Origin of the sequence: Shewanella acanthi (assembly GCF_019457475.1) — a bacterium.
GTDB classification, from domain to species: domain Bacteria; phylum Pseudomonadota; class Gammaproteobacteria; order Enterobacterales; family Shewanellaceae; genus Shewanella; species Shewanella acanthi.
Genome location: NZ_CP080413.1, coordinates 389,157 through 414,948, shown reverse-complemented (window position 1 = coordinate 414,948; position 25,792 = coordinate 389,157). Strand labels below are relative to the sequence as shown.

Here is a 25,792-nt window from a genome sequence, read left to right as displayed (position 1 = left end):
GTAAATTACCCTTACTACCAAAATCTATTAGAACCTTAAACCAAATGCTAATTGCTTGGTTAGCTCGGCGGCGGGGATGGCTCGACAGCCAGTCGCATTTTGGCCGCACCATAGGGGGCTAAAGTCAGCCAGTTCCTTGCTCTCGGCCACGCTTCTAAGCCCCGCAACCGCGCTTGACGCCAGAGGAAAGTCGGGTACGGCATCGTTGATAAATCCCATCTCATCCATAAAACGATTGACAATGCCGCGGGCGGGACGGCCTGAAAATAAATTGGTCAGAGCTGTGTGCTGCGATGCTTTGCTTTGCAGCGCGCGTCGATGAATCGCGCTGGTATTGCACTCGGGGCAAAGCAGGTATGCAGTGCCGACCTGCACTGCCGATGCCCCCATCGCCATTGCTGCTCTCACGGTAGTCGCATCGACAATGCCGCCCGCGGCAATTACGGGAATATTCACCGCTGCGATAACTTGCGGTAACAAGCTAAAAGTCCCTAGCTGCTGAGTTAAATCAGCGGATAAGAAGTGCCCTCTGTGGCCGCCGGCCTCAAGTCCTTGGGCGATAATCGCATCGACGCCACGCGCCTCTAACCAGAGCGCTTCTTCAACTGTGGTTGCAGTTGAGATGACTTTAGCGCCCCAAGATTTGATTTCAAGCAGTAGATCATCATTGGGTAAACCGAAATGAAAACTCACCACCTCGGGTTTATATTTGGCTAAGATTTCTGCCTGCGCCTTGCTATAGGGAGTGCGCTGTGCCCCAGTATTTTGCGTGTTGGGGTCGAGATTGAACTGTGAAAAATAAGGCGCGAGTTGCCCAAGCCAAGCCGCCTGTTTATCCACTTGAGCTGGCGGTTCGCTGTGGCAAAAAAAGTTAACATTGATAGGGTTGCTGGTATGCTGGCGTATAAGCTTAAGCTCTGTTTCGAGCGCGTCGAGGGACAACATGGCGCAGGGCAGTGAGCCTAAGCCCCCCACATTTGATACCGCAATCGCAAGCGCACTTCCCTGTACGCCCGCCATAGGCGCTTGAATAATCGGCAATGGGATCCCAAATAATTGCGTTAATCGGCACGGCATACTTCACCTCCTTTGAATTAATGCTTTTTACCGCGAGCGACTCACCCACTAGTCGCGAACAACGCCTAATGATGACACAAAATTAAAATAGGTAATCGGCACCTAGACCAATAAACAGTGCCAATCCAGCCCAGTTATTATTGAGGAAGGCCTTAAAACAAGGCGCACGCTCGCGGCCAAAAATCAGCATTTGCTGGTAGGTACTAAAGCCAACAAACGTTAGCAACCCTAAACCGTAGAGCAAGCCTCGGTCGGCAGTCCAGCCCGCGGCGATAAAGCACAACAGCGCGGCAAGCTGGAATAAGCCTATGATTTGACGATCGTATCGACCAAACAGAATCGCAGTCGATTTAATCCCGACCTTCAAATCATCGTCCCTATCAACCATGGCATACATAGTGTCGTAGGCAACGGTCCAAAACCAGTTCGCCGCAAATAACCACCATGCTTCCACGGGCACTTCGCCTGTTTGCGCCGCATAGGCCATGGGAATCGACCAACTCCACACCACCCCTAAAAACATCTGCGGCATGTTAGTGACCCGCTTAGTGAAGGGATAAATGATGGTGAGGATAATGCCGACAACTGAGAGTTTGACCACTAAGGCATTGAGCATTAACACTAACCCAAATGCCGATAAACCTAAGATTACAAACAGAGTTAAGGCTTCTTTAGTACTGATCTCGCCACTGGCAAGGGGGCGAGATTTAGTGCGCTCCACATGGGCGTCGAGATTACGGTCTGCGTAGTCGTTAATGATGCAGCCGCAGGCGCGCATGATAACTACTCCAATAATGAAGATGATCAGCACCTTAAGATCCGGCATGCCTCCCGCTGCCAGCATCAAGGCCATCAAACAAGGCCAGAGCAGGAGCAGAGTACCAATCGGACGGTCGAGTCGAGTCAGACGGGAATACACATCCCACTTTTTCTTTAAATTCATTAACTAACTACTCCAAACCTATTTTACTGCTACCATGGCCTTAACTCGTTAAAGCGGGTCGCTATTCTTATCGTATTTTTGTGTTAGAGCGCTTCTAAACGGGCGTAGGCCACGACCAGCCATTTACTGCCAAAGTCATGGAAATTCACCTGCACCCGCGCTTGAGCGCCGCTACCTTCAAAGTTAGTCACTTTGCCTTCGCCAAATTTCGGATGCATCACCCCTTGGCCCACATTAAAGCCAGTGTCGTTGGCCGCGGCCGATTTTTGGGTGCTAAAGCGATTGTTCGCCATGGGCGTTGAAACCTGCGCCTTTAGGCGGATTTCATCGACGAACTGCGGCGGAATTTCCTTAATAAAGCGCGACGGACGGGCGTAATCCTCGCGGCCATAGATACGGCGGGATTCGGCGTAGGTGATATAGAGTTTTTCCATCGCGCGGGTCATACCTACGTAACACAGGCGGCGCTCCTCATCGAGTCTATCGCCCTCTTCAAGTGCCATTTTGCTTGGAAAAATCCCCTCTTCGACACCCGCCATAAACACCATAGTGAACTCAAGTCCCTTGGCCGAATGCAGTGTCATTAGCTGAACTGCATCGGTAAAGGCATCGGCCTGACCCTCACCCGCCTCTAATGCCGCATGGGATAGGAAAGCATTTAACTCGCCCATATCCTCAAGCTCTTCTAGCATTTCGAAGGTGCGTGCTGCTGTGACCAATTCCTCTAAGTTTTCGATACGGGCGTGGGCCTTTTCACCCTTTTCCGCCTCGTACATCGCCTTAAGACCCGAGGCTTGGATAACGGTATCGGCCATGCGATAGAGCGCCATATCCTGGGTGTCTTCCTGCATAGTGACGATTAAATCCATAAAGCCACGCACCGCGCTGGCAGCGCGCCCAGCTAGCACCTTTTCATCCAGCAAGCGTAAACAGGCTTGCCACAGGGTGAGTTCCTGCTGCCGAGCGGTCGAGCGCAAAATATCTAAGGTTCTATCGCCAATACCGCGCGGCGGTGTATTGACGACCCGCTCAAAGGCGGCATCGTCGTTTTTATTACTGATAAGACGCATATAACCCATAGCGTCTTTGATTTCTTGGCGTTCGAAGAAGCGCAGGCCGCCGTAGATTCGGTAGGCTAAGCCTTTGTGTAATAAGGCTTCTTCAAGTACCCGCGACTGGGCATTTGATCGATACAAAATCGCGCAGTCACTTAAGTTACCGCCCTTTTCATGCCAATCGTTGATGCGACCGACAATAAAACGGGCCTCATCCATTTCGTTAAAGGCGCAGTAAAGGGAAATTGGCTCGCCATCGGCTTCGTCCGTCCAGAGTTCTTTACCTAAACGCTCAGGGTTATTGGCGATAAGGGCGTTAGACGCCTTCAGGATATTGCCCTTAGAACGGTAGTTCTGCTCGAGACGAATGGTGGTTGCCGTTGGGAAATCCTGTAGGAAGCGATGCAGGTTTTCGACCTGGGCGCCGCGCCAACCGTAAATCGATTGGTCATCATCACCCACTATCATCACATTGGCGGTTTGCCCAGCCAGCACTCTAATCCACGCATATTGAATCGCGTTGGTGTCTTGGAATTCGTCCACCAAAATATGCTTAAAACGCTCTTGGTAATGGGCGAGCAGATGCGGCTTATTGAGCCACAGTTCATGGGCGCGCAGCAGGATTTCGGCAAAATCGACCAGACCTGCGCGATCGCAGGACTCTTGATAAACCTGATAAATCTTCAGCAGATTTTGCTCAATCGGAAAGCCACCCGCATCTATATGCTTAGGACGAAGACCTTGGTCTTTCTTGCCGTTGATATAGGCCTGTGCCTGACGCGGTGGATATTGTTTTTCATCCAAATTTAGGCTTTTAAGAATACGCTTAAGCAAACGCACCTGATCGTCTGAGTCGAGGATTTGGAAACTCTGCGGCAGACCCGCATCTTGGAAGTGAGTGCGCAGCAAACGATGGGCTAAACCGTGGAAAGTCCCTATCCACATGCGCCCCATATTGGCGCCAACGACCTTCTCCACCCGTTCACGCATTTCGGCTGCGGCTTTATTGGTAAAAGTCACGGCTAAAATTGAGTAAGGGCTCTGCTGTTCGACCTGCATTAACCACGCGATTCTGTGGGTTAATACCCGCGTTTTACCACTGCCTGCGCCCGCGAGCACTAACATGCTAGATTGCGGTGCCGCTACGGCTTCACGCTGTTTATCATTTAGGCCGTCAAGTAAAGAAGATACGTCCATTCTCGCCTCCAAAAAATCGATGGCGCAGTATAACAGAATTAGCACGCTTAGCGTGCAGGGAGTTGAGGTCAGCAGTAAGGAGAGTAATTTAAGGGATAAATTATATAAAAATTAGATAACTAACACGTCGAGCATTAGAACTTAGCACTCTTTACGACCCCATCAAATTTAAGACAATCCTCAACCCTTTGCCTTTGAATGGCCGACAAATCATGGATTTCGAAGAAGTGAAACTCACTGTGCTCCTCACTCAATTTAATCTCTGCATCTTGGGGTAATTCACAGCGGAAAATAAAGGCTTGGGACTGGTAATGACTGTGATAATAAACGCCGCTGAGATAGTTAATGTTAACCTCAAGGCCAAGCTCTTCACGGCACTCGCGCATTAGTGCTTCATGGATGGTCTCGCCTGGCTCTAACGCGCCGCCAGGCAGTCCCCAAGCAGAATTGCCATAATTTGCCTTAAGCTGCAGGATTTGGCCTTGTTCGTTGGTTATCACCCCATGGCTACTTAATCTAAAGGTGTCGTTAAAGGCCACAGATTTCCCTTATTTTTTTATTCGGTTAAACGGACTTTCCGTTAAACGATCTTGCTCAGTTAAACGATCTAATTCAGCTAAACGCAAAGCTCGCGTTATTTCGCCGTAAAGGTATTGCAGCTGGCGATATCGCCCGAGGCAAAACCGACCTTAAACCACTTGATGCGCTGCGCCGAGCTACCATGGGTAAAGGCCTCAGGCTGCACCGCCCGCCCCGCCATTTTTTGTAAGCGATCATCCCCTACGGCGCTGGCGGCAGCAATCCCTTCATCCACATCGCCCGCTTCGAGTAAATTGAGCTGCTTATCGACATAATGTCCCCAAACACCCGCATAACAATCGGCCTGCAACTCGAGACCCACACTAAGCTGATTGGCACCGACCTTGTCAGTGGCTTGCTGCGCCTGACGCACCTTGGCATTAGTACCTAACAGATTCTGTACATGGTGGCCAACCTCGTGGGCAATCACATATGCGAAGGCAAAATCCCCTGGGGCGCCGAGCTTTTTAAGCTCCTCTAAAAAACTTAAATCGATATAGACCTTACTATCGGCGGGGCAATAAAAGGGGCCAGATTGCGCCTGCCCCATGCCGCAACCCGTCGAGGTCATGTTGCGATACAGTACCAACTTGGGATCCACATAGCGCCCTTTGAGCAATTGATTCCACACAGTTTCGGTCGTGCCAAGAATCGCCGCCACAAATTGGGCGTTCTCATCCTGCAGTTGTCCATTTGATGCAGATTGAGACTGGCTAAAGCCTGAGGTATTACTGGGTTCGAGGGAATAACCACCAGTAAAGTATTGGAAGGCTAGATAAGCGCCGCCAAGCAGTAACACTATGCGACCGATTTTAGTGCGCAGTAAAAAAGGCAATAGTCGCATCAGCAATGCACTCGGCACACCCGCCGAAGCCATCTGCTGATCCCGTCTGTCCTCAATGTTCGAACTTTTATCCGTATCTCGCCAACGCATCGCCGTGCCCACCACAATGATTACAGAGGAACTCTCATTTTAGCCGTAATTTAGCATCGCAATTCAAACCAATAGCCATCCTGCATATAAGTGCATTTTGGCCTAAGCTGGATTTTCATGCTTAACATAATCAATGTGATTGGTCTCGGCAAGGGTATGCTCATCCCCCATCAATTCGTTAATGAGTCACTAAATCCCCAGCTAAATCATTCATTGAGCCATTTGACAGAGCCGCATCCAAGACCAACACTCAATAGGCTAATAGTTAACAGGATTTCCCCTCCTTTGATTCAATTAAGGACAGCCCCTTGAACACTCTACTCCTCGGAAAAGGCGAGCAACAGGTTCTGCTCAATCTCAAATATGCTAACCGCCACGGTCTCATTGCTGGCGCCACAGGTACAGGTAAAACCGTCACCCTAATGAGCATTGCGGAAGGATTTTCCCGCCAAGGGGTTCCAGTGTTTATAACCGACATCAAAGGGGATATTTCTGGCCTTGCCGTAGCGGGCTCTGCCAATGATAAACTGCTCAAACGCGCCGCCGATATCGGCATCGAAGACTATCAAATGGAAGCGAATCCCGTGGTATTTTGGGATTTAGCCGGCGAGGCTGGTCATCCTCTGCGAACCACAGTCAGTGAAATGGGTCCCACCTTACTTGGGCGTATTCTCGAACTCAACGATACCCAAAGCGGCATTTTAGACATTGTGTTTCAACTCGCCGACGATCAAGGCTTACTACTGCTAGACCTCGATGATCTTAGGGCGCTACTCAATCTTGTCGCCGATGAACGTAAACAAATATCCGCTAAATACGGGCTTATCAGTGCACAATCACTAGCGGCGATTCAACGCGCAGTGCTCGGTTTAGAACGGGATGGCGGTAAAGACTTTTTTGGAGAACCCGCGCTCGATCTCAATGATTTGATGCGTACCAACCTCCAAGGAAAAGGCATGATTAACTTACTTGCCGCCAATAAGCTCATCCTCACCCCTAACCTCTATTCCAGTTGTATTCTTTGGTTACTGTCGGAACTGTTTGAAAACCTGCCCGAAGTGGGCGATTTAGAAAAACCCAAGCTAGTGTTTTTTATCGACGAAGCCCACCTGCTGTTTGAGGGTTGCCCTGCAAGCCTATTAAAGCGCATAGAACAGATCATGCGCCTTATCCGTTCGAAAGGTGTCGGCGTATATTTCTGCTCGCAGTTTCCCGACGATGTACCCAATGAAATCTTAGGTCAACTGGGTAATCGCGTACAACATGCCCTTAGAGCCTACACACCAAGGGATCAGAAGGCGGTTAAAACCGCCGCCGAAACCTTTGTCTCGAATCCCAAACTCGTAGTGAGCGAGGTCATCTCCCAACTTGGCGTGGGTGAAGCCTTGGTTTCAACCCTAGCCGACAAGGGCGTACCTACTATGGTGGAACGCGCCTTAATTTCACCACCTCGGTGCCGAATGGGGCCCGCAACACCCGAAGAGCAGCAACAGGTTCGCTCACAGAGTCCCATCGGAGGTAAGTACGACAACTTAGTCAATCGCGAATCCGCCTATGAAATGCTGAACCAGCGCCATACAGAAAACACAAATGGCAAAGCGACAGAACCCACTCCAACCGCACCTGCCAGTGTTCTCAAACAACCCAAAGAGGAAGAACAGGACTGGTTTAGCGAGCTGATATTCGGCAATAAACGCCGCCAAGGTCTGGCCGAAACCCTCTCTAAGCAAGCCGCTCGCACCGTAGGTAATCAGTTAGGTAAACAAATTCTACGGGGGTTACTCGGCGGCATAATGGGGAAATCTGGGCGTAAATAGTGGGTAACCAGCCCATATTAAGAACTTAAATTAGACTATGGAAACAGTGAACTATATCGCACAATTTATATACAAACTGGCACTAGCATTAGCGTGAATTATTCTAAGAAGGCAGTGGATCTTAGTCAGGTTTTAGGTGATAAGATTATTTTGCGAGTAGGGCTCAGAGAGGCAAATTAATTCAAATAAATTACTAATTGTTTTAAATAGATGAGATTTAAAAGCATTGTAATTCTAGAGTTTTGTTTTAGCTTCTATCAGGACGTCATGGAAACGGGTTTATGCAGTGGCTTACATGATTAGCCTGATTGACAACCACTAATTAACAACCACATGTGTACATGGAGTTAGCTATGAGTAAAGAGCAAAAAAATCGCAAAGAAGCCAAGAAAAAGCCGTTAATGACGATCAAGGAGAAAAGAGCTGCAAAGCACGCTAAAAATGCTTCCAAAGGTCTCCTCGACAACGTCAAATAATATTGTGGCACTTTAGGGTGCGCCTTCAATATTCCAATTAAGGGTTAACTCAGGTTAGCCCTTTTTATTTTCTATGGTTAACCACCTACGTAACACTGCTTTAGGCTTACCAACTCTGGTGTATCTTAGACTAAAGCAACATCCACAAAGCCCAAGGATTTTGTTAAGGTCTTAATGCATCTTGCTGTCTTAACACATTCAATAGATAACAAAAATTTAGCCCACGTGACCCGCTTTCTGACAATCGTACTCTGGCGAAACTTACTCCAGTTGAAGCCTGTATTTTGCACAAAATTAGGTATATAAGTAATGGACGCAGATTTGCAAGCGATTGAACCACCTAGGTAAGCCGTATATAAACTGATAATAAATAAGGATATTAGCCAATGAAGATCAATAAACGTTTTATCATGGCAGGCGCCGCCCTCACCCTATCGCTCAGCGCTGCAACTATGGCTGCAGCTCCAGCCTTTATTAATATTCTCACTGGTGGAACCAGTGGAGTGTATTACCCTATTGGAGTGGCGCTGTCACAGCTCTATGGGAATGGCATCGAAGGGGCGAAAACCTCAGTGCAAGCCACTAAAGCCTCGGTTGAAAACCTCAACTTATTACAAGCGGGTCGCGGTGAATTAGCCCTCGCATTGGGGGATTCAGTCGCCGCAGCTTACCAGGGGGATGAGGATGCTGGCTTTAAAAAACCATTAGATAAAATCCGAATTCTTTCAGCAGCCTATCCTAATTACATTCAAATCGTTGCCAACAAAGAATCAGGCATCAAAACCTTAGCGGACTTAAAGGGGAAACGCATCTCCGTTGGCGCCCCTAAATCGGGAACCGAACTGAACGCTCGAGCCATCTTAAAAGCCGCTGGCCTAAGTTACGATGATCTGGGCAAAGTGGAGTTTTTACCCTATGCCGAATCGGTTGAACTGATTAAAAACCGTCAGCTAGACGCCACATTGCAATCATCGGGTTTAGGGATGGCGGCTCTGCGAGACTTAGCTTCAACCATGCCGGTTAACTTCGTCGAAATCCCTGCGGACGTAGTTGCCAAAATCAACAACCCAGCCTATCAAACCGGCGTGATCCCCGCTTCAACCTACGATGGTCAAACAACGGATATCGCAACGGTTGCGATTCAAAATCTGTTTGTTACCCAAATGGAAGTGTCTGACGAACTGGCCTATCAAATGACCAAGCTTATGTATACCAACTTAGACCGTCTCGGTAATGCTCACTCTGCGGCCAAAGCCATCAGTTTAGACAAGGCGACTAAGAATCTACCTGCACCACTGCATCCTGGTGCTGAACGTTATTTCAAAGAAGTTGGCGCACTCTAAGCTTTAACTCAGTGATAACTATCATTCTAATCAAGCCCTTGGGAAGGTTTCCAAGGGCTGCTTTACCCTCTGTTGTCTAATGCTGTGGGGCATACATAAATGAGCGATTCCGAACAAGGCTTAGGCGCGCAAACCAGTGACTGGCCCAAGGCGCTATTTTATACCGCGCTTGTCTTCTCGATTTTTCAAATCATTACTGCGGCTTTTCACCCGGTATCCACCCAAGTACTGCGGGCGACCCACGTGGGGTTTCTATTATTAGTAGTGTTTTTAAGTTACCCCGCCTTAGGTAAATCCCGCCCATGGCAGCCCCTTGCCTGGGTACTTGGCCTTGCTGGGATGGCCACGGCCGCCTATCAATGGATTTTTGAAGCCGATCTCATTCAACGTTCGGGTGAACTAACCGATAGCGATATGGTGATAGGCATTATTTTGATCGTGCTGGTTTTTGAAGCCGCTCGCCGAGTTATGGGGATTGCCCTGCCCATTATTTGCAGCATTTTTTTAGCCTATGGCCTATTCGGCCAATACCTGCCCGGAGACTTAATGCACCGCGGCTATGGTGTCGATCAGATTATCAACCAATTAGCCTTCGGCACCGAAGGACTCTACGGCACACCCACCTATGTGTCGGCGACCTATATCTTTCTGTTTATCCTATTTGGCGCCTTCCTCGAACAGGCGGGCATGATCAAACTGTTCACCGACTTCGCGATGGGGCTCTTTGGCCATAAGCTTGGCGGCCCCGCTAAAGTTGCGGTAGTGTCCTCGGCAATGATGGGCACAATCACGGGCTCAGGGGTTGCAAACGTTGTGACAACGGGGCAATTCACCATTCCGCTAATGAAGCGCTTTGGCTATCGCGCCGCCTTTGCCGGAGGCGTTGAATCGACTTCGAGTATGGGAAGTCAGATTATGCCACCCATTATGGGCGCCGTGGCTTTTATCATGGCCGAAACCATCAATGTGCCCTTTATTGAAATCGCAAAGGCGGCATTGCTTCCTGCTCTGCTCTATTTCAGCTCAGTGTTCTGGATGGTGCATTTAGAGGCCAAACGCGCCAACCTATGCGGCCTACCAAAGGATCAATGTCCTAATCCATGGACGGCGGTCAAGGAACGTTGGTATCTACTTATCCCATTGTTTATTCTTATCTATCTATTGTTCTCGGGTAGGACGCCACTCTTCTCAGGCATGGTGGGCTTAGCGCTAACTTCCATCGTCATCTTAGGTTCGGCGATTATCCTAAAACTGCCGTCTAATGCCATGCGAATCGCCTTTTGGATTGCGCTTGGCGTGCTATGCGCAGGCTTCTTCCAACTCGGGATTGCCGTAGTGTTTGGTGTTATCGCCATCTTAGTGGCCATTTGTTGGTTTATTAAGGGCGGAAAAGACACCTTGCTTATTTGCCTGCAGGCCCTCGTTGATGGAGCTCGCCATGCGGTGCCCGTGGGCATAGCCTGTGCACTGGTTGGGGTCATCATCGGCATAGTGTCACTGACCGGAATAGCCTCTACTTTTGCCAGCTACATTCTAGCAATCGGCCAGGACAATCTCTTCCTATCATTAGTGCTCACTATGCTGACCTGTATGGTACTTGGCATGGGGATCCCCAGTATTCCTAACTACATTATTACCAGTTCGATTGCTGCACCTGCACTGCTCGACCTAGGTGTGCCGCTTATCGTGTCACATATGTTTGTGTTTTACTTTGGGATTATGGCCGACCTCACCCCTCCCGTCGCCTTAGCCTGTTTTGCCGCGGCGCCGATTGCTAAGGAGTCCGGCCTTAAAATCAGCCTCTGGGCTATCCGCATTGCCATCGCGGGTTTCGTTATCCCCTTTATGGCCGTCTACGATCCCGCTTTGATGCTGCAAAGTGACAGCTGGCTTGCTATTGGTTTTGTCGCCATAAAAGCCACCGTCGGCATTGGTATTTGGGGCGTTATTTTCACCGGCTACTTACTGCAAAATCTCTATTGGTGGGAAAGAGTACTGGGCTTTGTCGCGGGTGCGAGTTTGATCCTCGCCACACCATTAAGTGATGAAATTGGCTTTGGCCTCGCCCTTGTCTTTATCGTGCAGCACAGCTTAAGGGCGCGCAGACTTAAACGCCATAATGAGCAGAGCGAGTAAATATCCTTGAGCGCTAAAAATACCTATAGGAAAAACAGATGCTAGGTCTATGTTTAGGCCTAGCGGGCAGTCTGTGGGCATTTGTGCCCACGGACAACTTCACGCTGGCATGGCAGCACACGATAGAGAAAATTCGCTGGGAAGAGGATTACCGCATTTTACCAAAGGGATTAGTGCTCACCAAAGCTAGGGTAAAAGGCACAGGTGCGGGCATGGAAATCCCCGATAATGCCGTCTTTAGCGATGGCAGCTGGCATTATCAACCCACACTCCCGATAATCCCCAAATTACGCTTAGGAAGAACTCCTGAAGCGGGCGACTATGATATTTGCTTCGACCAAGCGGGTCAGGTTAAGTGTCAGGCGATGGCGCTTTGGGTTGGCATACCAGATAAGCAAACTGCAGCGGTTGAAATCTGGGGCTGCGAGCACACTCCTCTTTAAACAGCCTTGCCACGACCTCAACAGAGCAAATTTACTACCACGGTTTACTCCGGATTTAACGCGAAACGATAACTGTGCTTACCCTGATGTTTGACCTGATACATAGCGGCATCTGCACGTTCACAGCTCAAAGAAAAACTGTCTCCAGGGTTGAAAATATCAACCCCAATACTGAGCCCTATTTCGACATCATTCCCCTCTATCGAAAATGGCTGTTCATATTCGGCCAGCAAGGCCGTGGCAATTGAGGCTAAAAATACCCGATCAGAGGTCGCGAATAAAATCACAAACTCATCACCGCCAAGGCGAGCAATCTTGGCACTCTTCCCCGCATGGATAGTCAGACTCTGTGCCACATGGATAAGAATTTGATCACCAAATTTATGCCCATATTTATCGTTTAACTCTTTAAAACCATCGAGGTCGATAAAGAAAAGTGCGCCTGAGCCATTCGCTGACTCGAATGCATTCGCCACGGCCTGACGATTAAGTAATTGGGTGAGAGGATCGCTATGGGCCAATCGTGCAAGGTCAATTTCGTAGCGTTTTTCCTGGGTGATATCGATATGACTACCCATCATCCGCAGTGGCGTACCATCGGCTAAACGCTCAACGATGCGCCCCCTATCGGATACCCAAGTGATGCTACCATCCTTGTGCAACATACGATGTACTACTTGATAGTAATCAGCTTTACCGCTGATATGGTCCTCAAAGGCCTGAATAACCCAATCCCTGTCTTCCGGATGGAGTTTACTCTTCCAGCTATCAACATGGGCAGCAAGCTCCTCGCGACTAAACCCGAGCAGCTCACCCCACTTAACATTAAACAGAGTGAGATTGCCGCTGGGAACATGCTGCTCCCACAAACACAGACCATTGCCATCGAGTGCTGCAAATAGCTTTTCCTCGGCACGGCGATTTAAGGCCGTTAAACGTGCATTCTCACGTTTAAGCCTTTCGATTTCGGTCTGTTGTTGAGCAACTAATGCTGCCAAGGATTCCGATGACACTGCTCGTATCTTCCCCTTTACTCAATGTTGGCTAAGTGTAAAACACACTACAGTTAAGTAACACCCCAAAATCAGCCAGCCAGTTCGGTTTTGGCCGGAGCGGATTAATCGCGGGTCAAGACCTCAAGTAGTTCGATTTCGAAGGTTAAGTCGGAATTTGGTTTAATATGAGCGCCCACTTGACGCTCACCATAGGCCAGGTGAGCTGGCACTAACAATTTACGCTTGCCGCCAACCTTCATTCCCATCAACCCCTGATCCCAGCCTTTAATCACACGGCCAGTACCTATTACACACTGAAAAGGCTGACCACGGTCATAGGAAGAGTCGAATTGGGTGCCATCCTGTAAAAAACCACGGTATTGCGTGGTGATCAACGCGCCTTTCACGGCTTCTTTACCTTCGCCAACTACTAAGTCAATTACTTCTAATTCAGTCATTTTCTTCATCTCTTTCGTGTTGCTCGGCTATCGAGTCATTCAATCATGGCCAATGTTAACATTGGCGACAGCCGTTGTCGGTGTTGTTTGCTATTTTCTGAAGGTATAAAGGGTTCTCCCTCACGCCCTTTAAATTCGCGAACTCATCCCCATATCCTGATTATTGCTACTGCGCTGGAGCCCTATCATGATAATTGCCTGCCCCCATTGCCACACCCTAAACCGCGTTCCAGATGAACGCCTGCAAGAGCAGCCGAGCTGCGGTAAATGCAAACTCAGTGTGATGAGCCCTGAGCCCGTCGAGCTGACCAGCGCAAACTTTATCAACCATGCCCATAAATCCGAGCTGCCACTGGTTGTCGATTTTTGGGCCAGCTGGTGCGGTCCCTGTAAAAGCTTTGCGCCTATCTTTAATGAAAGCGCTAAATCCTGGGCGGGAAAATACCGCTTCGGTAAAATTAATACCGAAGAGCAACAGGCGCTTGCAGCGCAATTTGGCATTCGATCGATTCCGACTCTGATTATCTTTAAACAGGGTAAAGTGATTGCCCAGCAAGCTGGTGCCTTCCCTAAATCGGCACTGGATCAGTGGCTAAAAAGCTATATTTAAGTTTCCTCATAAAAATACCCAGCTAAGCTGGGTATTTTTATATTTGCTCTAAGTGATGATTTTAGACATCCCAAAACATATGGGCGATAACGGCCAGTACTAACATGCTGAGAAAGTTGACTATCATCCCGACCCGCACCATTTCTGACTGTTTCACATGACCAGAGCCATAAACGATAGCATTAGGCGGCGTAGCCACGGGCAACATAAAGGCACAGGAGGCGGCAATACCAATCAACACCGAAAGCATCACGGGCGATAAACCTAATGCCTCCGCTATCGCCGCAAATACTGGCACCAAGAGGGCGGCGCTCGCGGTATTACTGGCAAACTCGGTCAACATCACCACAAAGGCAATCACCGCCACTACGAATAACGACATATGGGTACTGCCAAAAATATCCGTCATCCAATGGGCTAAAAAGACACTGGTGCCGGTACTCTTTAGAATCGCGCTTAGGGTTAACCCACCACCGAACAAAATTAGCACTCCCCAATCCGTTGTCGATTCAATTTTCTTCCAACCCACCAGCCCTAGACCCGAGAGCAGCACCACGGCACTGAGTGCGACGATGGAATCAAACTGACTAATTCCACCGAATATCTTGGCCAGTGGCACACTGAAAATCCAACTACATACGGTGGCAAAGAAGATAAACAGTGTCAGTTTCCCCTGAAAGCTCAGCGTCTGTGTCGTCTCCTCAAGCTCACATTTCGCCGATAAATCAGGCTTTAAATACCAATATAAAGTCAGCAGCATTAAAGGTAATAACAAGACTACGGTTGGAATACCAAACCTTAGCCAATCGCTAAAACCTAAACCCGCTTGAGCCGCCGCAATCGCATTTGGAGGACTGCCAACTAAAGTACCAATACCGCCAATATTGGCAGAATAGGCAATCCCAAGCAGCATGAACACATAGGTACTGTGGTAAGTTTTACGGTCAAGCTGCTGCAAAATCCCCAGTGCGAGGGGCAGCATCATGGCCGTAGTCGCAGTATTACTGATCCACATAGACAGCAGCGCCGTAACCCCAAAAAGCATAAGACAAGCAACGCTGAGCTTTCCCTTAGAAGCACGCAGTAATTTTTGGGCAATCAGGGTATCGATCCGCTGATGTCGCAATGCCGCCGCAAGCACAAAGCCACCAAAGAACAGATATATAATCGGATTTGCAAAGTTGCTCATCGCTTCTTTGGTTTCAAATACCCCAAAGAACACCGCCAGAATTGGCACCAGAATCGCGGTCACACTGATATGAATCGCCTCGGACAGCCATAACACCCCAGCAAACACTAAAATGGCCAGTCCCGTATTAACACCTTGATCGAAGGGCAAACCGTAATAAAGGGCAAACAGCAGCACAATATCCGCTGCGAGGATCAGCATTTTGCGCTGATCAAAACCGAGGTTCGCTGTTGATGAAGGGTTTGATTCAGGAATTTTATGGGCTGACATGTTTACGACCTTTTATGCCATAGTGTTTTTGAGCCAACTTAAGGCATAGGACACACGAGACAAAGCAGTTTATTTTGTCGTTTTATCACCTTACAAAATTAAATCAGTTTGAAGCACCTAGTAACAACAGCATTAACAAGATCCCGATCACCTTGATTTGATCCCTACTGGCGTAAAAATATTTCAAAAAATCTAATCCCAGCCCAAATGCAGCTGCGACTGTAATTGAACAACGCTTACAAATTTGTGATGCGAATCAACCTCCCTAAGACAACAAACAATAGAGCTCCTTGGTAACGGCAATACTTAAGTTTGCTTTGTTAGCAATTTGTTGCCCACGCACTCCCCTTCAGTTACATTTGCCCTTGTTAAAATGCCAAACCTATAAAAATTAAAGTATTTAGTATCGTTTAGTCTTCTCAGTGTGCATGCCATGTGTGCGCACTTTTTACTGCAGGAAAGCACAATGATAAGAAATGATTTCAAAGTTCCTAGTTCGTTCAGCCTAATGACACTCATCCCTGTTGGGTTAGTAATCATCCTCATCATCTCACTGTTTAGCAGCTGGTACACAGTCGACCAAGGTGAACGTGGCGTAGTACTACGTAATGGTAAAATCATTGGCACCGCCGAACCTGGCCTAGGGTTTAAAATTCCCTTCATCGATACAGTCGTGAAAATCTCTACCCAAACCCACACCACTAGCTATAGCTCACTTCAGGCCTATAGCCGCGATCAACAGCCTGCCACCCTGCGTGCATCCGTCACTTACAGTGTGCCAGCGGATCGCGTCGATGAGGTTTATGCTAACTTCAAGAGTATCGATGCCATGGTAGCTCGCCTGCTCGACCGCCAAGTGCCCACCCAAGTTGAGAACATCTTCGGTAAATACACGGCAATTTCTGTAGTGCAGGAGCGGATTAAATTCGGTCTCGATGTAACTAATGCCATCATCCAATCGGTTAAAGGCCCGATTGAAGTGAGTTCGGTGCAAATTGAAAACATCGACTTCTCCAATGCCTACGAGAAATCAGTAGAAGACAGAATGCGCGCCGAAGTTGAAGTGCAGACCCAATTGCAAAACCTCGAAAAAGAAAGAGTCAGCGCGCAGATCGCCGTAACCCAAGCACAAGCGGCGGCAGACTCGCAGCTCGCCCGCGCAAAGGCCGAAGCCGAGAGTATTCGTATTAAGGGGGATGCAGAAGCATCGGCCATTAAGAGCCGCGCCGAGGCATTGGCACAAAACCAAAATCTGGTGGAATTAACTAAGGCCGAAAAGTGGGACGGTAAACTGCCGACAACAGTCCTACCGTCAGGCACCCTGCCCTTTATTGATGCGAAAAAATAGCTCACGCATAAATAAACAGGAGGTGGGATAGCCACCTCCTGTTTATTACACTTTTAAAACGGTGTTAATAGGAAAAACTATCAAACACGGCGAATATGTTACGTCGCTAGAATAAGTGACTCACTTCCCCCGGGGCCCAAAGCCAAGCGGCGCCACGAACACCCGATGATGCGCCATGGCGGTTTTTCACCACGAGGGTTTCACACTCACCACCTAGAACATACTGGGGTAAAATCTTTGGTAAATGCTCATAAATCAGGTCGATATTAGAAACCCCGCCACCGAGCACAATCACATCGGGATCCAGAAGATTGATCACATGGGCCAAGGAGCGCGCTAAACGGTCAATAAAGCGAGTAAATGCGACTTGAGCCAGAGCATCACCGGACTGCATCAGTGACACAATCTCAATGCCACTATCCGCAGTACCACCTAAGCTTCTAAAATCTCTGACAAATCCAGTGCCAGAAACGAAGGTCTCAATACAATCGGCATTGCCACAGAAGCAGCGGGTCGAATTAAACTCCTGTGCCGTCATCCAAGGTAAGGGATTGTGGCCCCATTCACCGCCGATTCCATTCCCACCCGCATGAACTTTGTGGTTGATTGCAATCCCAGCACCGCAACCTGTTCCTAAAATCGCACCGAACACTAGCTTCTTGCCTGCACCGGCACCATCTACGGCTTCCGATACTGCAAAGCAATTGGCGTCATTCGTGATACGCACCTCGCGCCCCAGCATAGCGCCCAAATCTTTATCCATGGGGCGACCATTTAGCCAAGTTGCATTGGAGTTTTTCACTAAGCCTGTGCGCGACGACACAATACCGGGGATACCGATACCAACACTGGCACTTTGCCCGACGGTTTGCTCGGCCTCGCCAATCAGCTCTGCTAAAGCTGCCAGCGTAGCGTCATACTCCCGCGGCGTCGCCACTTTCTTTCTGAAGCACTCGCCGCCATGAATATCGAGCATCACTAACTCAATTTTAGTGCCACCTAAATCTACACCTATGCGATACATAAACGTCTTGAACTCCATGAAAAACTTAGTTAGACGCCACAGGCATGACTAAAATGGATGCGCCGTTACAATCGAGCGCTTCAGTGATGGGTTTCCCTTTCACAATCGCCACATCGGCCAATTGCAAATCGGCGCCTTTCTCTACATGTAATTTCATAGGGCTAAATACCTGTCTCAGGGAATCGCTATTTGCAACCAAACAACTCAACGGAATACTGACTTGACGCCACTGACCATCGGCCTTGAGGTGCTTAGCAAGCGGAACCGTCGCCTGACAACCTGATTCACAGCTTAAGCCAACTGCAATCTCTCCCGCAGCAACACTTTCAACTGCCATTGAAAAATCAAGATAGCTATCCTTGAGATCAAAGCGGCGAAGATCCATCGAAAAATCATCACTAAAGCTCACCATGGCTGGCGCATTTAACGTAAAACGTCGTGCATCTTCCTGCACTAAACGGTTCACACTGCGTACCGACCAATCTCCCTGCTGCCACAATCCTGCCCCCACTTTGTGCATACCGTTACTGTTACCCACCGCGAGATGCCAAGGGGCTTTAATTGCCTTATTGAAGATTTCCAGTCTTGCAGAATCCACATCGCTAATGCCTGTATCTTCATTCAAGCGCGGTAAGCTGACCTTACTTTGATAGTTAAGTCCTTCGCCTACTTTGTATAATGGTGGATGCTGCTTAGCGTCACTCTTTAGATCCGCATCATAGCCATCTGCCAATGGAGAAGATGGCCATGGGAATGGCATAGTGCCTTTAAAATCCACCTGAGGTTTGCCATCTTTTCCCGCGACCAGTACATCAGCCACCCCAGCCCCCTCTGTGCCAGGTAACCATGCGGCGACGAAGGCATCGGAGGCATTAATCTCTGGATTCATCCACAGAGGACGTCCCGAGAGCAATACAGTCACAAGCGGTAATTTGTGCTCGCGAGCAGCATTGAGGAGTGCCAAGTCACGCTTGTCACCACGTTGATATTCCAGATTATCGAGGTCACCGTTACCTTCGGCATAGGGGTTTTCACCTATCACAGCAAGTACGAGATCGGGGCTGAAACCTGTGGGGATTTTGCCATCGACACTCAAGCGAGCCTCACCGCCAGTGGCCGCTAAGGCGCTTTGCAGTCCACTCAATATGCTAGTTGAACCAGGAAAATCGGCATTCGTTACCTCAGTGCCCTGCCATGTCATACTCCAGCCGCCCGATTGCTTAGGAATATTGTCGGCACCATCACCTATGACTAACACGCGCGCACCAGCTTTAATAGGTAGAGCGTTTTGATTGTTTTTAATCAATACCAATGACTTAGCTACAGCTTGTCTTGCGAGTAACCTGTGGCTTGAATGACCAATCCACTCTTGGTCTGCCGCAAATGGTCTGGCCGATGGGGTTTTAGCCTCAAACAATCCTGCACGCATTTTGACCCTTAGTATGCGACTGACCGCATCGTCGAGACGCTCGGCAGAAATAACACCCGCTTTCACATCCGCAATGGTATTCGGATAAAGCGCACGCCAACTGTCACCTGGAGCCATCAGAATATCGACACCGGCGTTGATTGCCGCCGCGCAATGTTCGTTATCGCAGCCGGGCACAAACCCATGGCCTAACCAGTCACCCACCACCAGGCCATCAAATCCCATTCGCCCCTTCAGCACGTCGGTCAGTAGGTAGTGGCTGCCATGCAACTTTTCACCGTTCCAGCTGTTAAAGGAGGCCATCACAGTTTGAGCGCCAGCGGCTAAGCCGCCGAAATACCCCTGAGCATGGCGTGCAATCAGAGTGCTTTCATCAACTTGAGTATCGCCTCTGTCGTCACCATTGGTCGTGCCGCCATCACCAATAAAGTGCTTCACGGTCGCTAGGGTATGGCTTGCATCTAACCAATGCTCACCCCAAGGACCCTGCATGCCTTCAACAAAAGCCTTACCATAACGTTGAATTAACTCAGGATCACGGGCATAACCTTCATAAGTACGACCCCAACGTAGGTTATCGACCATAGCGACTGTTGGCGCAAATACCCAATCAATCCCCGTTGCGCGAACCTCTTTCGCCGTTGCGGCGGCGATGTCTCGAATAAGCGCCTCATCTCTGGCAGCCCCTAAACCGATATTGTGGGGAAACAAGGTTGCCCCGAGCACATTGCCATGGCCATGAACGGCATCCGTCCCCCAAATCGGGGGGATAGCGATACCATCTTGAGAATCATCTATGGCCGCTTGATACATTGCATCGGCAAGAGCTACCCAATCGGCAGCAGTGGCTTTGCTATTATTGCCGGGGAATGAACCACCACCATTGAGGTAGGAGCCAAAGCCATAGCGGCGCATCTCATCAACACTGAAATCTCGGATTTCGGGCTGAATAAGTTGGGCGACCTTCTGCTCAAGCGTCATCGTCGCCAATAACTTCGCAACGCGCGCTTCAAGAGCCGCATCGGTTTTCACCTGATAGACCGACTTCGGCCAAAGCTCGATTTTTTGGTCTGTCTTTGGCATGCCTTCAGATTGATTTGGAGCAGCGATAGCCGCCGTAGATAAGACGCAGTGAATGGCAAGAGCCGTAATCGATAACGCTAACTTCATGTTTAGGCCTCCTGAGCCTTAGAACCACGCAGGCCATAAAACAGGATATAGCCATAACAAAGAACGGGAAGAATGAAAGAACTTGATAAACCTATGCTATCAGCAAGCAGCCCCTGTAATAACGGAACCACAGCACCGCCAACAATCGCTAAACATAAAATACCAGAGCCCTGCGCAGTTGCTGGTCCTAGGTTTTTCAGTGCGAGACTAAAAATGGTGGGGAACATAATAGAGTTAAAGAGTCCGACCGCAAGAATGGCCCACATTGACACCATGCCCTCGGTGCTGATCGCAACTAACACTAAGATTGCTGCCATCGCCGCGTTAAACCCAAGTACCTTACCAGCATCAATTTTTTGCATTACGGCGGCACCGATAAAGCGTCCCACCATAGCGCCGCCCCAGTAGAAGGCAATGTAATGCGCGGCCTCAGACTCAACCATTCCCGCTACATGGGGTTGACCTAAAAAGTTCACTAAAAAGCTACCGATGGCAACTTCACCACCCACGTAAACAAATATCCCTAGGGCACCCAAAACCAAGTGCCTATGGCTTAACGCACTAACTTTTGCAGCCCCTTGAACATGGTCTTCCTGCTCATGTAAATGTGGCAGTTTCAACAATGCAAAAACCACTGCCAGTACAATGAGCATGCCACACAGGAGGAGATAAGGTAGTTTTACCGCCTCAGCTTCGGCCTCAGCAGAAGCCCCCACCGCGGCAGATAAAATCAGCACAGAACCAAAGGCGGGAGCCACTGTGGTACCTAAGGCATTAAATGCTTGAGTCAGGGTTAATCGACTAGAAGCGGTTTGCACCGGCCCAAGCGCTGCCACATAGGGATTCGCCGCCACCTGCAATACAGTGATCCCACTAGCAAGAACAAACAGGGCGCCTAAAAATACCCCGTAGGTTGCCGATACAGCTGCAGGATAAAAGAGTCCACATCCCAGAGCTGCGGTCAAAAGACCAACTACTATGCCCTTTTGGTAACCAAGACGTCTAACTAAGGCTCCCGCAGGCACAGACACAAGAAAATACGCACCGAAAAAACAGAATTGAATCAACATTGCCTGAGCATAATTAAGCTCAAACACCGCCTTTAAATGGGGGATCAGAATATCGTTCAAACACGTAATAAATCCCCACATAAAAAACAAACTGGTAAGCGATGTTAACGCAAAACCATAGCGTCCGTTTGCTCCGCTGGTATTATGCGTAGCACTCGATTGCGAAAGAGGTGTCGCAGCCATTTTTATCCCCTGATTTTTGCCGTCATTTCTGCGGTCTTATAGCTTTATGATTGACCTTTGAATGTTCAGCCATTAGATTAATGTAAGCGCTTTCATTTTTAACACTATGCTAACTCTTGTCAACTTGTTTAGCCTATTAAACCAGCCGTATGACTGGAAAAGGGTAAACTGCTACAGGGTCAAGATCTGGAACTACACGACAATGACAACAATTCTGCCTTTCACTCTGCCGAGTGATTCAGCAATGATGCAAAAAGATTTTTTATATGGCGTAGCGACTGCGTCCTTTCAAATTGAAGGTGATGCACAACATCGTCAGCCCTGTATTTGGGATACTTTTTGCACCACAGAGGGCAAGATTGCCGACGGCTCTGACGGAAAAGTGGCCTGCGATCATGTCAACCGCTGGCAAGATGACGTTGAACTCATCGATTCCTTAGGCGTTGACGCTTATCGCCTCTCAATCAGTTGGGGACGAGTAATAAATGCCGATGGCAGCATTAATCATGATGGACTGAAGTTTTATATTTCTCTTTTGGATGAGCTCAATCGCCGTGGCATTAAAGTTTTTGTCACACTTTATCACTGGGATTTACCACAACACTTTGAAGATAAAGGTGGTTGGCTAAACCGTGAAACGGCCTATGCCTTTGCAGAATATGCCCGAATTGTCACGACCCATTTTGGAAATAGGGTATACGCCTATTCAACCCTCAATGAGCCTTTCTGCAGCGCATTCCTTGGTTATGAAGCCGGTATTCACGCCCCAGGGCGCACGAGTCGTCAAGAAGGTCGCTTAGCAGCACACCACCTACTGTTAGCACACGGACTGGCGATGCAAATCATTCGACGTGAAGCGCCAGAGGCACTGGCGGGCATAGTGCTGAATTTTAGCCCCAGCTTTGCGTTGACCGAAAGTGAGGAAGATTTACAAGCCGCCAGCCTAGCCCATGAATACCACAACACTTGGTATTTAATGCCTCTGATGCTCGGACGCTACCCCGATATTCTGAACTTACTCGCCCCCCATGAAAGACCATTGATACATCCAGGCGATATGGACATCATACGTGCGCCTATGGATTACCTTGGGATTAACTATTACACCCGCACCGTTTATCAAGCCGGTGGCGAGCTCGGGTTTGAGGAGGTACGCGTCGATAATGTGCCCCGAACCGATATGGGTTGGGAAATCAGCCCAGATGCCTTTACCTATCTACTTAAGAGCCTGTCTGAGGAATTTGATTTGCCGCCCATTTACATCACCGAAAACGGGGCGGCTGAACGTGATTCGTTAGTCGATGGCGAAGTATATGATCCTATGAGGCTCGATTATCTGCAATCACACCTGCTGGCTGTGCACAATGCCATTGAGCAAGGGGTCGATGTTCGCGGCTATTTTGCCTGGAGCTTGATGGATAATTTTGAGTGGGCCGAAGGCTATCGCAAACGCTTTGGTTTGGTATACGTAGATTACGATTCTCAAGCTCGGATCCCTAAGGCGAGCGCAAAGGCCTATCAGGGACTACTCTCACACAGGCGCGCAGTTTGCCAAAAATAATAATAAGGAGATTGCCATGTTAAGCGTCAAAGAAAAAATCGCATATGGATTAGGCGACACTGCGAGCAACATCATCTTTCAGACTGTCATGTTGTTCTTGACGTTTTTCTATACCGATATTTTCGGTATTTCGGCGGCCTTTGTCGGGACAATGTTTCTCGTAGTTCGCATTATGGATGCGGTAACCGACCCTCTGATGGGCTATTTGGCCGACCGCACTCGCAGCCGCTGGGGTCGCTATCGCCCCTACTTGCTCTGGTGCGCCCTGCCCTTTGCCGTCATCAGTGTATTAGCATTCACAACGCCCTCGCTCAGTGAAAGTGGTAAAGAAATCTATGCACTGATCACCTACGCCTTACTGATGCTGGCCTACACTGCCATCAATATTCCCTACTGTGCGCTAGGGGCGGCATTAACTACAAATCCGACCGAACGGGTATCAGTGCAGTCCTATCGATTTGTTTTTGCCATGCTGGGCGGACTTATCGTCACAGCACTCACCTTACCTTTAGTCGACTTTTTTGGGCATGGAGATAAGGCCAAAGGCTATCAGTTGACGATTTTCGCCATGAGCATACTGGGTACAGTGATGTTTTTGCTGTGCTTTGCTGGCACAAAGGAGAGGGATTTTAGCACTGATGACTCCAACGACAACCTGAAACTCGCCACCAAAGCCCTGTGGGCCAATGATCAATGGCGAGTGTTATCTGCAGCGGCGATATTTTTGCTGACGGGTTTAGTCCTCAAATCCACACTGGCAATTTACTATGTTAAATACTTCCTTGGCCGCGAGGACATGATAAGCGTGTTCGTGACCAGCGGCGTCGTAGGCAATCTCGTCGGGGTTGCGCTGGCACAAAAACTGGCTGACAAAGTCTGTAAGGTCAAAGCCTATATTCGTCTGCAGCTGATTGCGGCTGCACTGTGCGTTGTCGCATGGTTTGTACCCGGTGACCAATATCTGCTCGCGCTAGGGCTCTATATAGCTTGGAACTTTAGCATCAACATGGGCACGCCTTTGCTGTGGGCCAAAATGGCGGACACTGTCGATTATGGGCAATTTAAGACTGGTGTGCGCACCACGGGATTGGTTTACTCATCAATCATCTTCTTTATCAAACTCGGGCTTGCCATTGGCGGCGCGCTCGCAGGATGGTTACTGGCAGCCTATGGCTATCAGGTGGATGTAGCTCAAACCCCAGAAACCTTAGAGGGAATACTGCTGTGTTTCACCCTGTATCCTGCGCTTGCCTCAGTAGCAGTTGCCTTTGTCATGGGACGATATACACTGGACAACCAAAGAGTTGCTGAAATCAACTCCACGCTGAAACAAAAACTATCAGTTACATAGTAGTAAAAGGACTGCCAGTGCCTATGGCCACAATTTACGATGTTTCCTTTCTGGCCGGTGTTTCGCTAGCGACAGTCTCACGAGTAGTGAATAACACCGGCAAAGTTAGCGATAAGACCAAGAAAAAAGTCCACGATGCCATGGCAAAGCTGGATTATCGACCAAACACTATTGCCCAATCATTGGCATCCAATCGTTCTAATAGCGTTGGCGTGTTGGTATCACAACTCGATGGTCCCTTTTACGGCCCGATGATGCGAGAAATTGAATCGGCATTAAGGGCGGCAAATAAACACGTGATTATCGCGGCAGGACACAGTGATGCTGACCAAGAAAAGGACGGTGTGGAATTTCTGCTTTCCCGGGGTTGTGATGCGCTGATTGTCGACGCCGAAATTATCTCAAATGCCTATTTAGTCGAACTTTGCCAAGGTAAAACCCCCGTGGTACTCATTAACCGACATGTGGATGGCATTGATGAAAGATGCGTACATCTGAATAACCTTCAGGGTGGTTTACTCGCGAGTCGCCATGTACTTGAAAAAGGACATAAACAAATAGCTTATATCTCAGGGCCGCTCTTTAAACTCGATGCCAGAGAGCGCCTCGAAGGACATCGTCAAGCCTTAGCAGAATGGGGGCTGACATTTGATGAACGCCTGTTTTATGAGGGCGATTTCCGTGAAGAAGGCGGTTACGCCGCAATGGCGGCGCTTTTAGATCGCGGAGTGCTATTTACCGCCGTGGTTTGCGCTAACGACCAAATGGCCTCTGGCGCTATTAGTCTCTGTTTAGAAAGAGGCCTGAGAGTCCCTGAGGATGTGTCCTTTGTTGGCTTCGATAATATTAATTTCCCTCGCTATATTTCACCCAAACTCACCACGATTTCTAACCCTATCAATGAAATGGGGCGCATGGCCGCCCACTGGATACTAAGGGAAGTCTATGACAATACCGAGGTGTCCTTTAGCCATCGTTTCGAGCCAGAACTTGTCATCCGCGACTCAGTAATTTCACTGTGATTCCCACCTAAAAAAGGGAGCCAAATGGCTCTCTTTTTTGCTTAAAAATTAAGAGCAAACGCTAAATCGCCACTTTTTTAAACAATTTTTTAATATTGCGCCTCAAAATTGT

The 25,792-nt window shown here is 48.8% G+C and carries 21 protein-coding genes; 10 read left to right on the top strand and 11 right to left on the bottom strand.

Going from position 1 to position 25,792, the window contains the following annotated elements; genetic code table 11:
- Window positions 1-27: 27 nt before the first annotated feature.
- The 5 genes from K0H61_RS01805 to ypfJ all read right to left on the bottom strand — a co-directional run bounded on the left by K0H61_RS01805 (window position 28) and on the right by ypfJ (window position 5,785).
- Window positions 28-1,077 (bottom strand): NAD(P)H-dependent flavin oxidoreductase, encoded by a 1,050-nt coding sequence (locus K0H61_RS01805; RefSeq protein WP_220051073.1) that lies wholly within the window; start codon window positions 1,075-1,077, stop codon window positions 28-30.
- Between the two features lie 82 nt (window positions 1,078-1,159).
- Complete coding sequence (gene ubiA, locus K0H61_RS01800; RefSeq protein ID WP_220051072.1) at window positions 1,160-2,020, bottom strand: 4-hydroxybenzoate octaprenyltransferase; 861 nt, start codon at window positions 2,018-2,020, stop codon at window positions 1,160-1,162.
- An 83-nt stretch (window positions 2,021-2,103) separates the two neighbouring features.
- Window positions 2,104-4,272 carry a DNA helicase II gene (gene uvrD, locus K0H61_RS01795; RefSeq protein ID WP_220051071.1) on the bottom strand — a complete coding sequence of 723 codons (2,169 nt, stop codon included), beginning with the start codon at window positions 4,270-4,272 and terminating at the stop codon, window positions 2,104-2,106.
- A 134-nt stretch (window positions 4,273-4,406) separates the two neighbouring features.
- On the bottom strand, window positions 4,407-4,811 hold the full coding sequence (locus K0H61_RS01790) for an NUDIX hydrolase (RefSeq protein ID WP_220051070.1): 405 nt from the start codon (window positions 4,809-4,811) through the stop codon (window positions 4,407-4,409).
- A gap of 95 nt (window positions 4,812-4,906) precedes the next feature.
- Complete coding sequence (ypfJ, locus tag K0H61_RS01785; protein ID WP_220051069.1) at window positions 4,907-5,785, bottom strand: KPN_02809 family neutral zinc metallopeptidase; 879 nt, start codon at window positions 5,783-5,785, stop codon at window positions 4,907-4,909.
- Between the two features lie 308 nt (window positions 5,786-6,093).
- Between ypfJ and K0H61_RS01780 the strand changes: the two genes are divergently transcribed.
- From K0H61_RS01780 to K0H61_RS01765, 5 genes are all read left to right on the top strand, one after another.
- Complete coding sequence (locus K0H61_RS01780) at window positions 6,094-7,602, top strand: helicase HerA-like domain-containing protein (RefSeq protein ID WP_220051068.1); 1,509 nt, start codon at window positions 6,094-6,096, stop codon at window positions 7,600-7,602.
- Window positions 7,603-7,955: 353 nt separating this feature from the next.
- On the top strand, window positions 7,956-8,078 hold the full coding sequence (locus K0H61_RS17760) for a hypothetical protein (protein ID WP_258405987.1): 123 nt from the start codon (window positions 7,956-7,958) through the stop codon (window positions 8,076-8,078).
- A gap of 386 nt (window positions 8,079-8,464) precedes the next feature.
- Window positions 8,465-9,421, top strand: coding sequence for a TAXI family TRAP transporter solute-binding subunit (locus K0H61_RS01775; RefSeq protein ID WP_220051067.1), 957 nt, complete (start codon window positions 8,465-8,467; stop codon window positions 9,419-9,421).
- Window positions 9,422-9,520: 99 nt separating this feature from the next.
- Complete coding sequence (locus K0H61_RS01770) at window positions 9,521-11,557, top strand: TRAP transporter permease (RefSeq protein WP_220051066.1); 2,037 nt, start codon at window positions 9,521-9,523, stop codon at window positions 11,555-11,557.
- 38 nt (window positions 11,558-11,595) lie between these two features.
- Entirely contained in the window at window positions 11,596-12,000 is a 405-nt protein-coding gene (locus K0H61_RS01765; RefSeq protein WP_220051065.1) for a DUF1850 domain-containing protein, read from the top strand.
- A 44-nt stretch (window positions 12,001-12,044) separates the two neighbouring features.
- Here K0H61_RS01765 and K0H61_RS01760 read toward each other — a convergent pair whose 3' ends face one another.
- Window positions 12,045-13,013 (bottom strand): sensor domain-containing diguanylate cyclase, encoded by a 969-nt coding sequence (locus K0H61_RS01760; protein WP_220051064.1) that lies wholly within the window; start codon window positions 13,011-13,013, stop codon window positions 12,045-12,047.
- A 104-nt stretch (window positions 13,014-13,117) separates the two neighbouring features.
- Window positions 13,118-13,453, bottom strand: a complete 336-nt coding sequence (locus tag K0H61_RS01755; protein WP_220051063.1) for an FKBP-type peptidyl-prolyl cis-trans isomerase — start codon at window positions 13,451-13,453, stop codon at window positions 13,118-13,120.
- 187 nt (window positions 13,454-13,640) lie between these two features.
- Between K0H61_RS01755 and trxC the strand changes: the two genes are divergently transcribed.
- Window positions 13,641-14,063, top strand: coding sequence for a thioredoxin TrxC (gene trxC, locus K0H61_RS01750; protein WP_220051062.1), 423 nt, complete (start codon window positions 13,641-13,643; stop codon window positions 14,061-14,063).
- Window positions 14,064-14,124: 61 nt separating this feature from the next.
- On the opposite strand, the gene K0H61_RS01745 is transcribed toward trxC, so the two are convergent.
- Window positions 14,125-15,522 (bottom strand): DASS family sodium-coupled anion symporter, encoded by a 1,398-nt coding sequence (locus tag K0H61_RS01745; protein WP_220051061.1) that lies wholly within the window; start codon window positions 15,520-15,522, stop codon window positions 14,125-14,127.
- A gap of 466 nt (window positions 15,523-15,988) precedes the next feature.
- Here K0H61_RS01745 and K0H61_RS01740 point away from each other — a divergent pair, with 466 nt between their 5' ends.
- Window positions 15,989-16,870 (top strand): SPFH domain-containing protein, encoded by an 882-nt coding sequence (locus K0H61_RS01740; RefSeq protein ID WP_220051060.1) that lies wholly within the window; start codon window positions 15,989-15,991, stop codon window positions 16,868-16,870.
- 106 nt (window positions 16,871-16,976) lie between these two features.
- On the opposite strand, the gene mak is transcribed toward K0H61_RS01740, so the two are convergent.
- Genes mak through K0H61_RS01725 form a run of 3 tightly spaced genes read right to left on the bottom strand, consistent with a single transcriptional unit; the run spans window position 16,977 to window position 21,746 of the window.
- Complete coding sequence (gene mak, locus K0H61_RS01735) at window positions 16,977-17,894, bottom strand: fructokinase (RefSeq protein WP_220051059.1); 918 nt, start codon at window positions 17,892-17,894, stop codon at window positions 16,977-16,979.
- 25 nt (window positions 17,895-17,919) lie between these two features.
- Window positions 17,920-20,493, bottom strand: coding sequence for a glycoside hydrolase family 3 protein (locus K0H61_RS01730; RefSeq protein WP_220051058.1), 2,574 nt, complete (start codon window positions 20,491-20,493; stop codon window positions 17,920-17,922).
- A 2-nt stretch (window positions 20,494-20,495) separates the two neighbouring features.
- Window positions 20,496-21,746: a sugar MFS transporter gene (locus tag K0H61_RS01725; RefSeq protein WP_220051057.1), complete on the bottom strand. Its 1,251-nt coding sequence runs from the start codon at window positions 21,744-21,746 to the stop codon at window positions 20,496-20,498.
- A 211-nt stretch (window positions 21,747-21,957) separates the two neighbouring features.
- On the opposite strand from K0H61_RS01725, the gene K0H61_RS01720 reads away from it, so the two are divergent.
- Genes K0H61_RS01720 through K0H61_RS01710 form a run of 3 tightly spaced genes read left to right on the top strand, consistent with a single transcriptional unit; the run spans window position 21,958 to window position 25,680 of the window.
- Window positions 21,958-23,307, top strand: coding sequence for a GH1 family beta-glucosidase (locus K0H61_RS01720; RefSeq protein WP_434086608.1), 1,350 nt, complete (start codon window positions 21,958-21,960; stop codon window positions 23,305-23,307).
- A gap of 16 nt (window positions 23,308-23,323) precedes the next feature.
- Window positions 23,324-24,658 (top strand): glycoside-pentoside-hexuronide (GPH):cation symporter, encoded by a 1,335-nt coding sequence (locus K0H61_RS01715; protein ID WP_220051055.1) that lies wholly within the window; start codon window positions 23,324-23,326, stop codon window positions 24,656-24,658.
- 23 nt (window positions 24,659-24,681) lie between these two features.
- The gene (locus tag K0H61_RS01710; protein WP_220051054.1) at window positions 24,682-25,680 is read left to right on the top strand and encodes a LacI family DNA-binding transcriptional regulator; all 999 of its coding nucleotides are present in this window, start codon (window positions 24,682-24,684) and stop codon (window positions 25,678-25,680) included.
- Window positions 25,681-25,792: the final 112 nt, after the last annotated feature.

Bases quoted from the DNA above. Each gene is read 5' to 3' on its own strand.
- uvrD (WP_220051071.1), bottom strand. From the start codon at position 4,272: ATGGACGTATCTTCTTTACTTGACGGCCTAAATGATAAACAGCGTGAA.
- K0H61_RS17760 (WP_258405987.1), top strand. From the start codon at position 7,956: ATGAGTAAAGAGCAAAAAAATCGCAAAGAAGCCAAGAAAAAGCCGTTA.
- trxC (WP_220051062.1), top strand. From the start codon at position 13,641: ATGATAATTGCCTGCCCCCATTGCCACACCCTAAACCGCGTTCCAGAT.
- K0H61_RS01730 (WP_220051058.1), bottom strand. From the start codon at position 20,493: ATGAAGTTAGCGTTATCGATTACGGCTCTTGCCATTCACTGCGTCTTA.
- mak (WP_220051059.1), bottom strand. From the start codon at position 17,894: ATGTATCGCATAGGTGTAGATTTAGGTGGCACTAAAATTGAGTTAGTG.
- ypfJ (WP_220051069.1), bottom strand. From the start codon at position 5,785: ATGCGTTGGCGAGATACGGATAAAAGTTCGAACATTGAGGACAGACGG.
- K0H61_RS01765 (WP_220051065.1), top strand. From the start codon at position 11,596: ATGCTAGGTCTATGTTTAGGCCTAGCGGGCAGTCTGTGGGCATTTGTG.
- K0H61_RS01755 (WP_220051063.1), bottom strand. From the start codon at position 13,453: ATGACTGAATTAGAAGTAATTGACTTAGTAGTTGGCGAAGGTAAAGAA.
- K0H61_RS01775 (WP_220051067.1), top strand. From the start codon at position 8,465: ATGAAGATCAATAAACGTTTTATCATGGCAGGCGCCGCCCTCACCCTA.
- K0H61_RS01745 (WP_220051061.1), bottom strand. From the start codon at position 15,522: ATGTCAGCCCATAAAATTCCTGAATCAAACCCTTCATCAACAGCGAAC.
- ubiA (WP_220051072.1), bottom strand. From the start codon at position 2,020: ATGAATTTAAAGAAAAAGTGGGATGTGTATTCCCGTCTGACTCGACTC.
- K0H61_RS01740 (WP_220051060.1), top strand. From the start codon at position 15,989: ATGATAAGAAATGATTTCAAAGTTCCTAGTTCGTTCAGCCTAATGACA.
- K0H61_RS01805 (WP_220051073.1), bottom strand. From the start codon at position 1,077: ATGCCGTGCCGATTAACGCAATTATTTGGGATCCCATTGCCGATTATT.
- K0H61_RS01725 (WP_220051057.1), bottom strand. From the start codon at position 21,746: ATGGCTGCGACACCTCTTTCGCAATCGAGTGCTACGCATAATACCAGC.
- K0H61_RS01715 (WP_220051055.1), top strand. From the start codon at position 23,324: ATGTTAAGCGTCAAAGAAAAAATCGCATATGGATTAGGCGACACTGCG.
- K0H61_RS01710 (WP_220051054.1), top strand. From the start codon at position 24,682: ATGGCCACAATTTACGATGTTTCCTTTCTGGCCGGTGTTTCGCTAGCG.
- K0H61_RS01770 (WP_220051066.1), top strand. From the start codon at position 9,521: ATGAGCGATTCCGAACAAGGCTTAGGCGCGCAAACCAGTGACTGGCCC.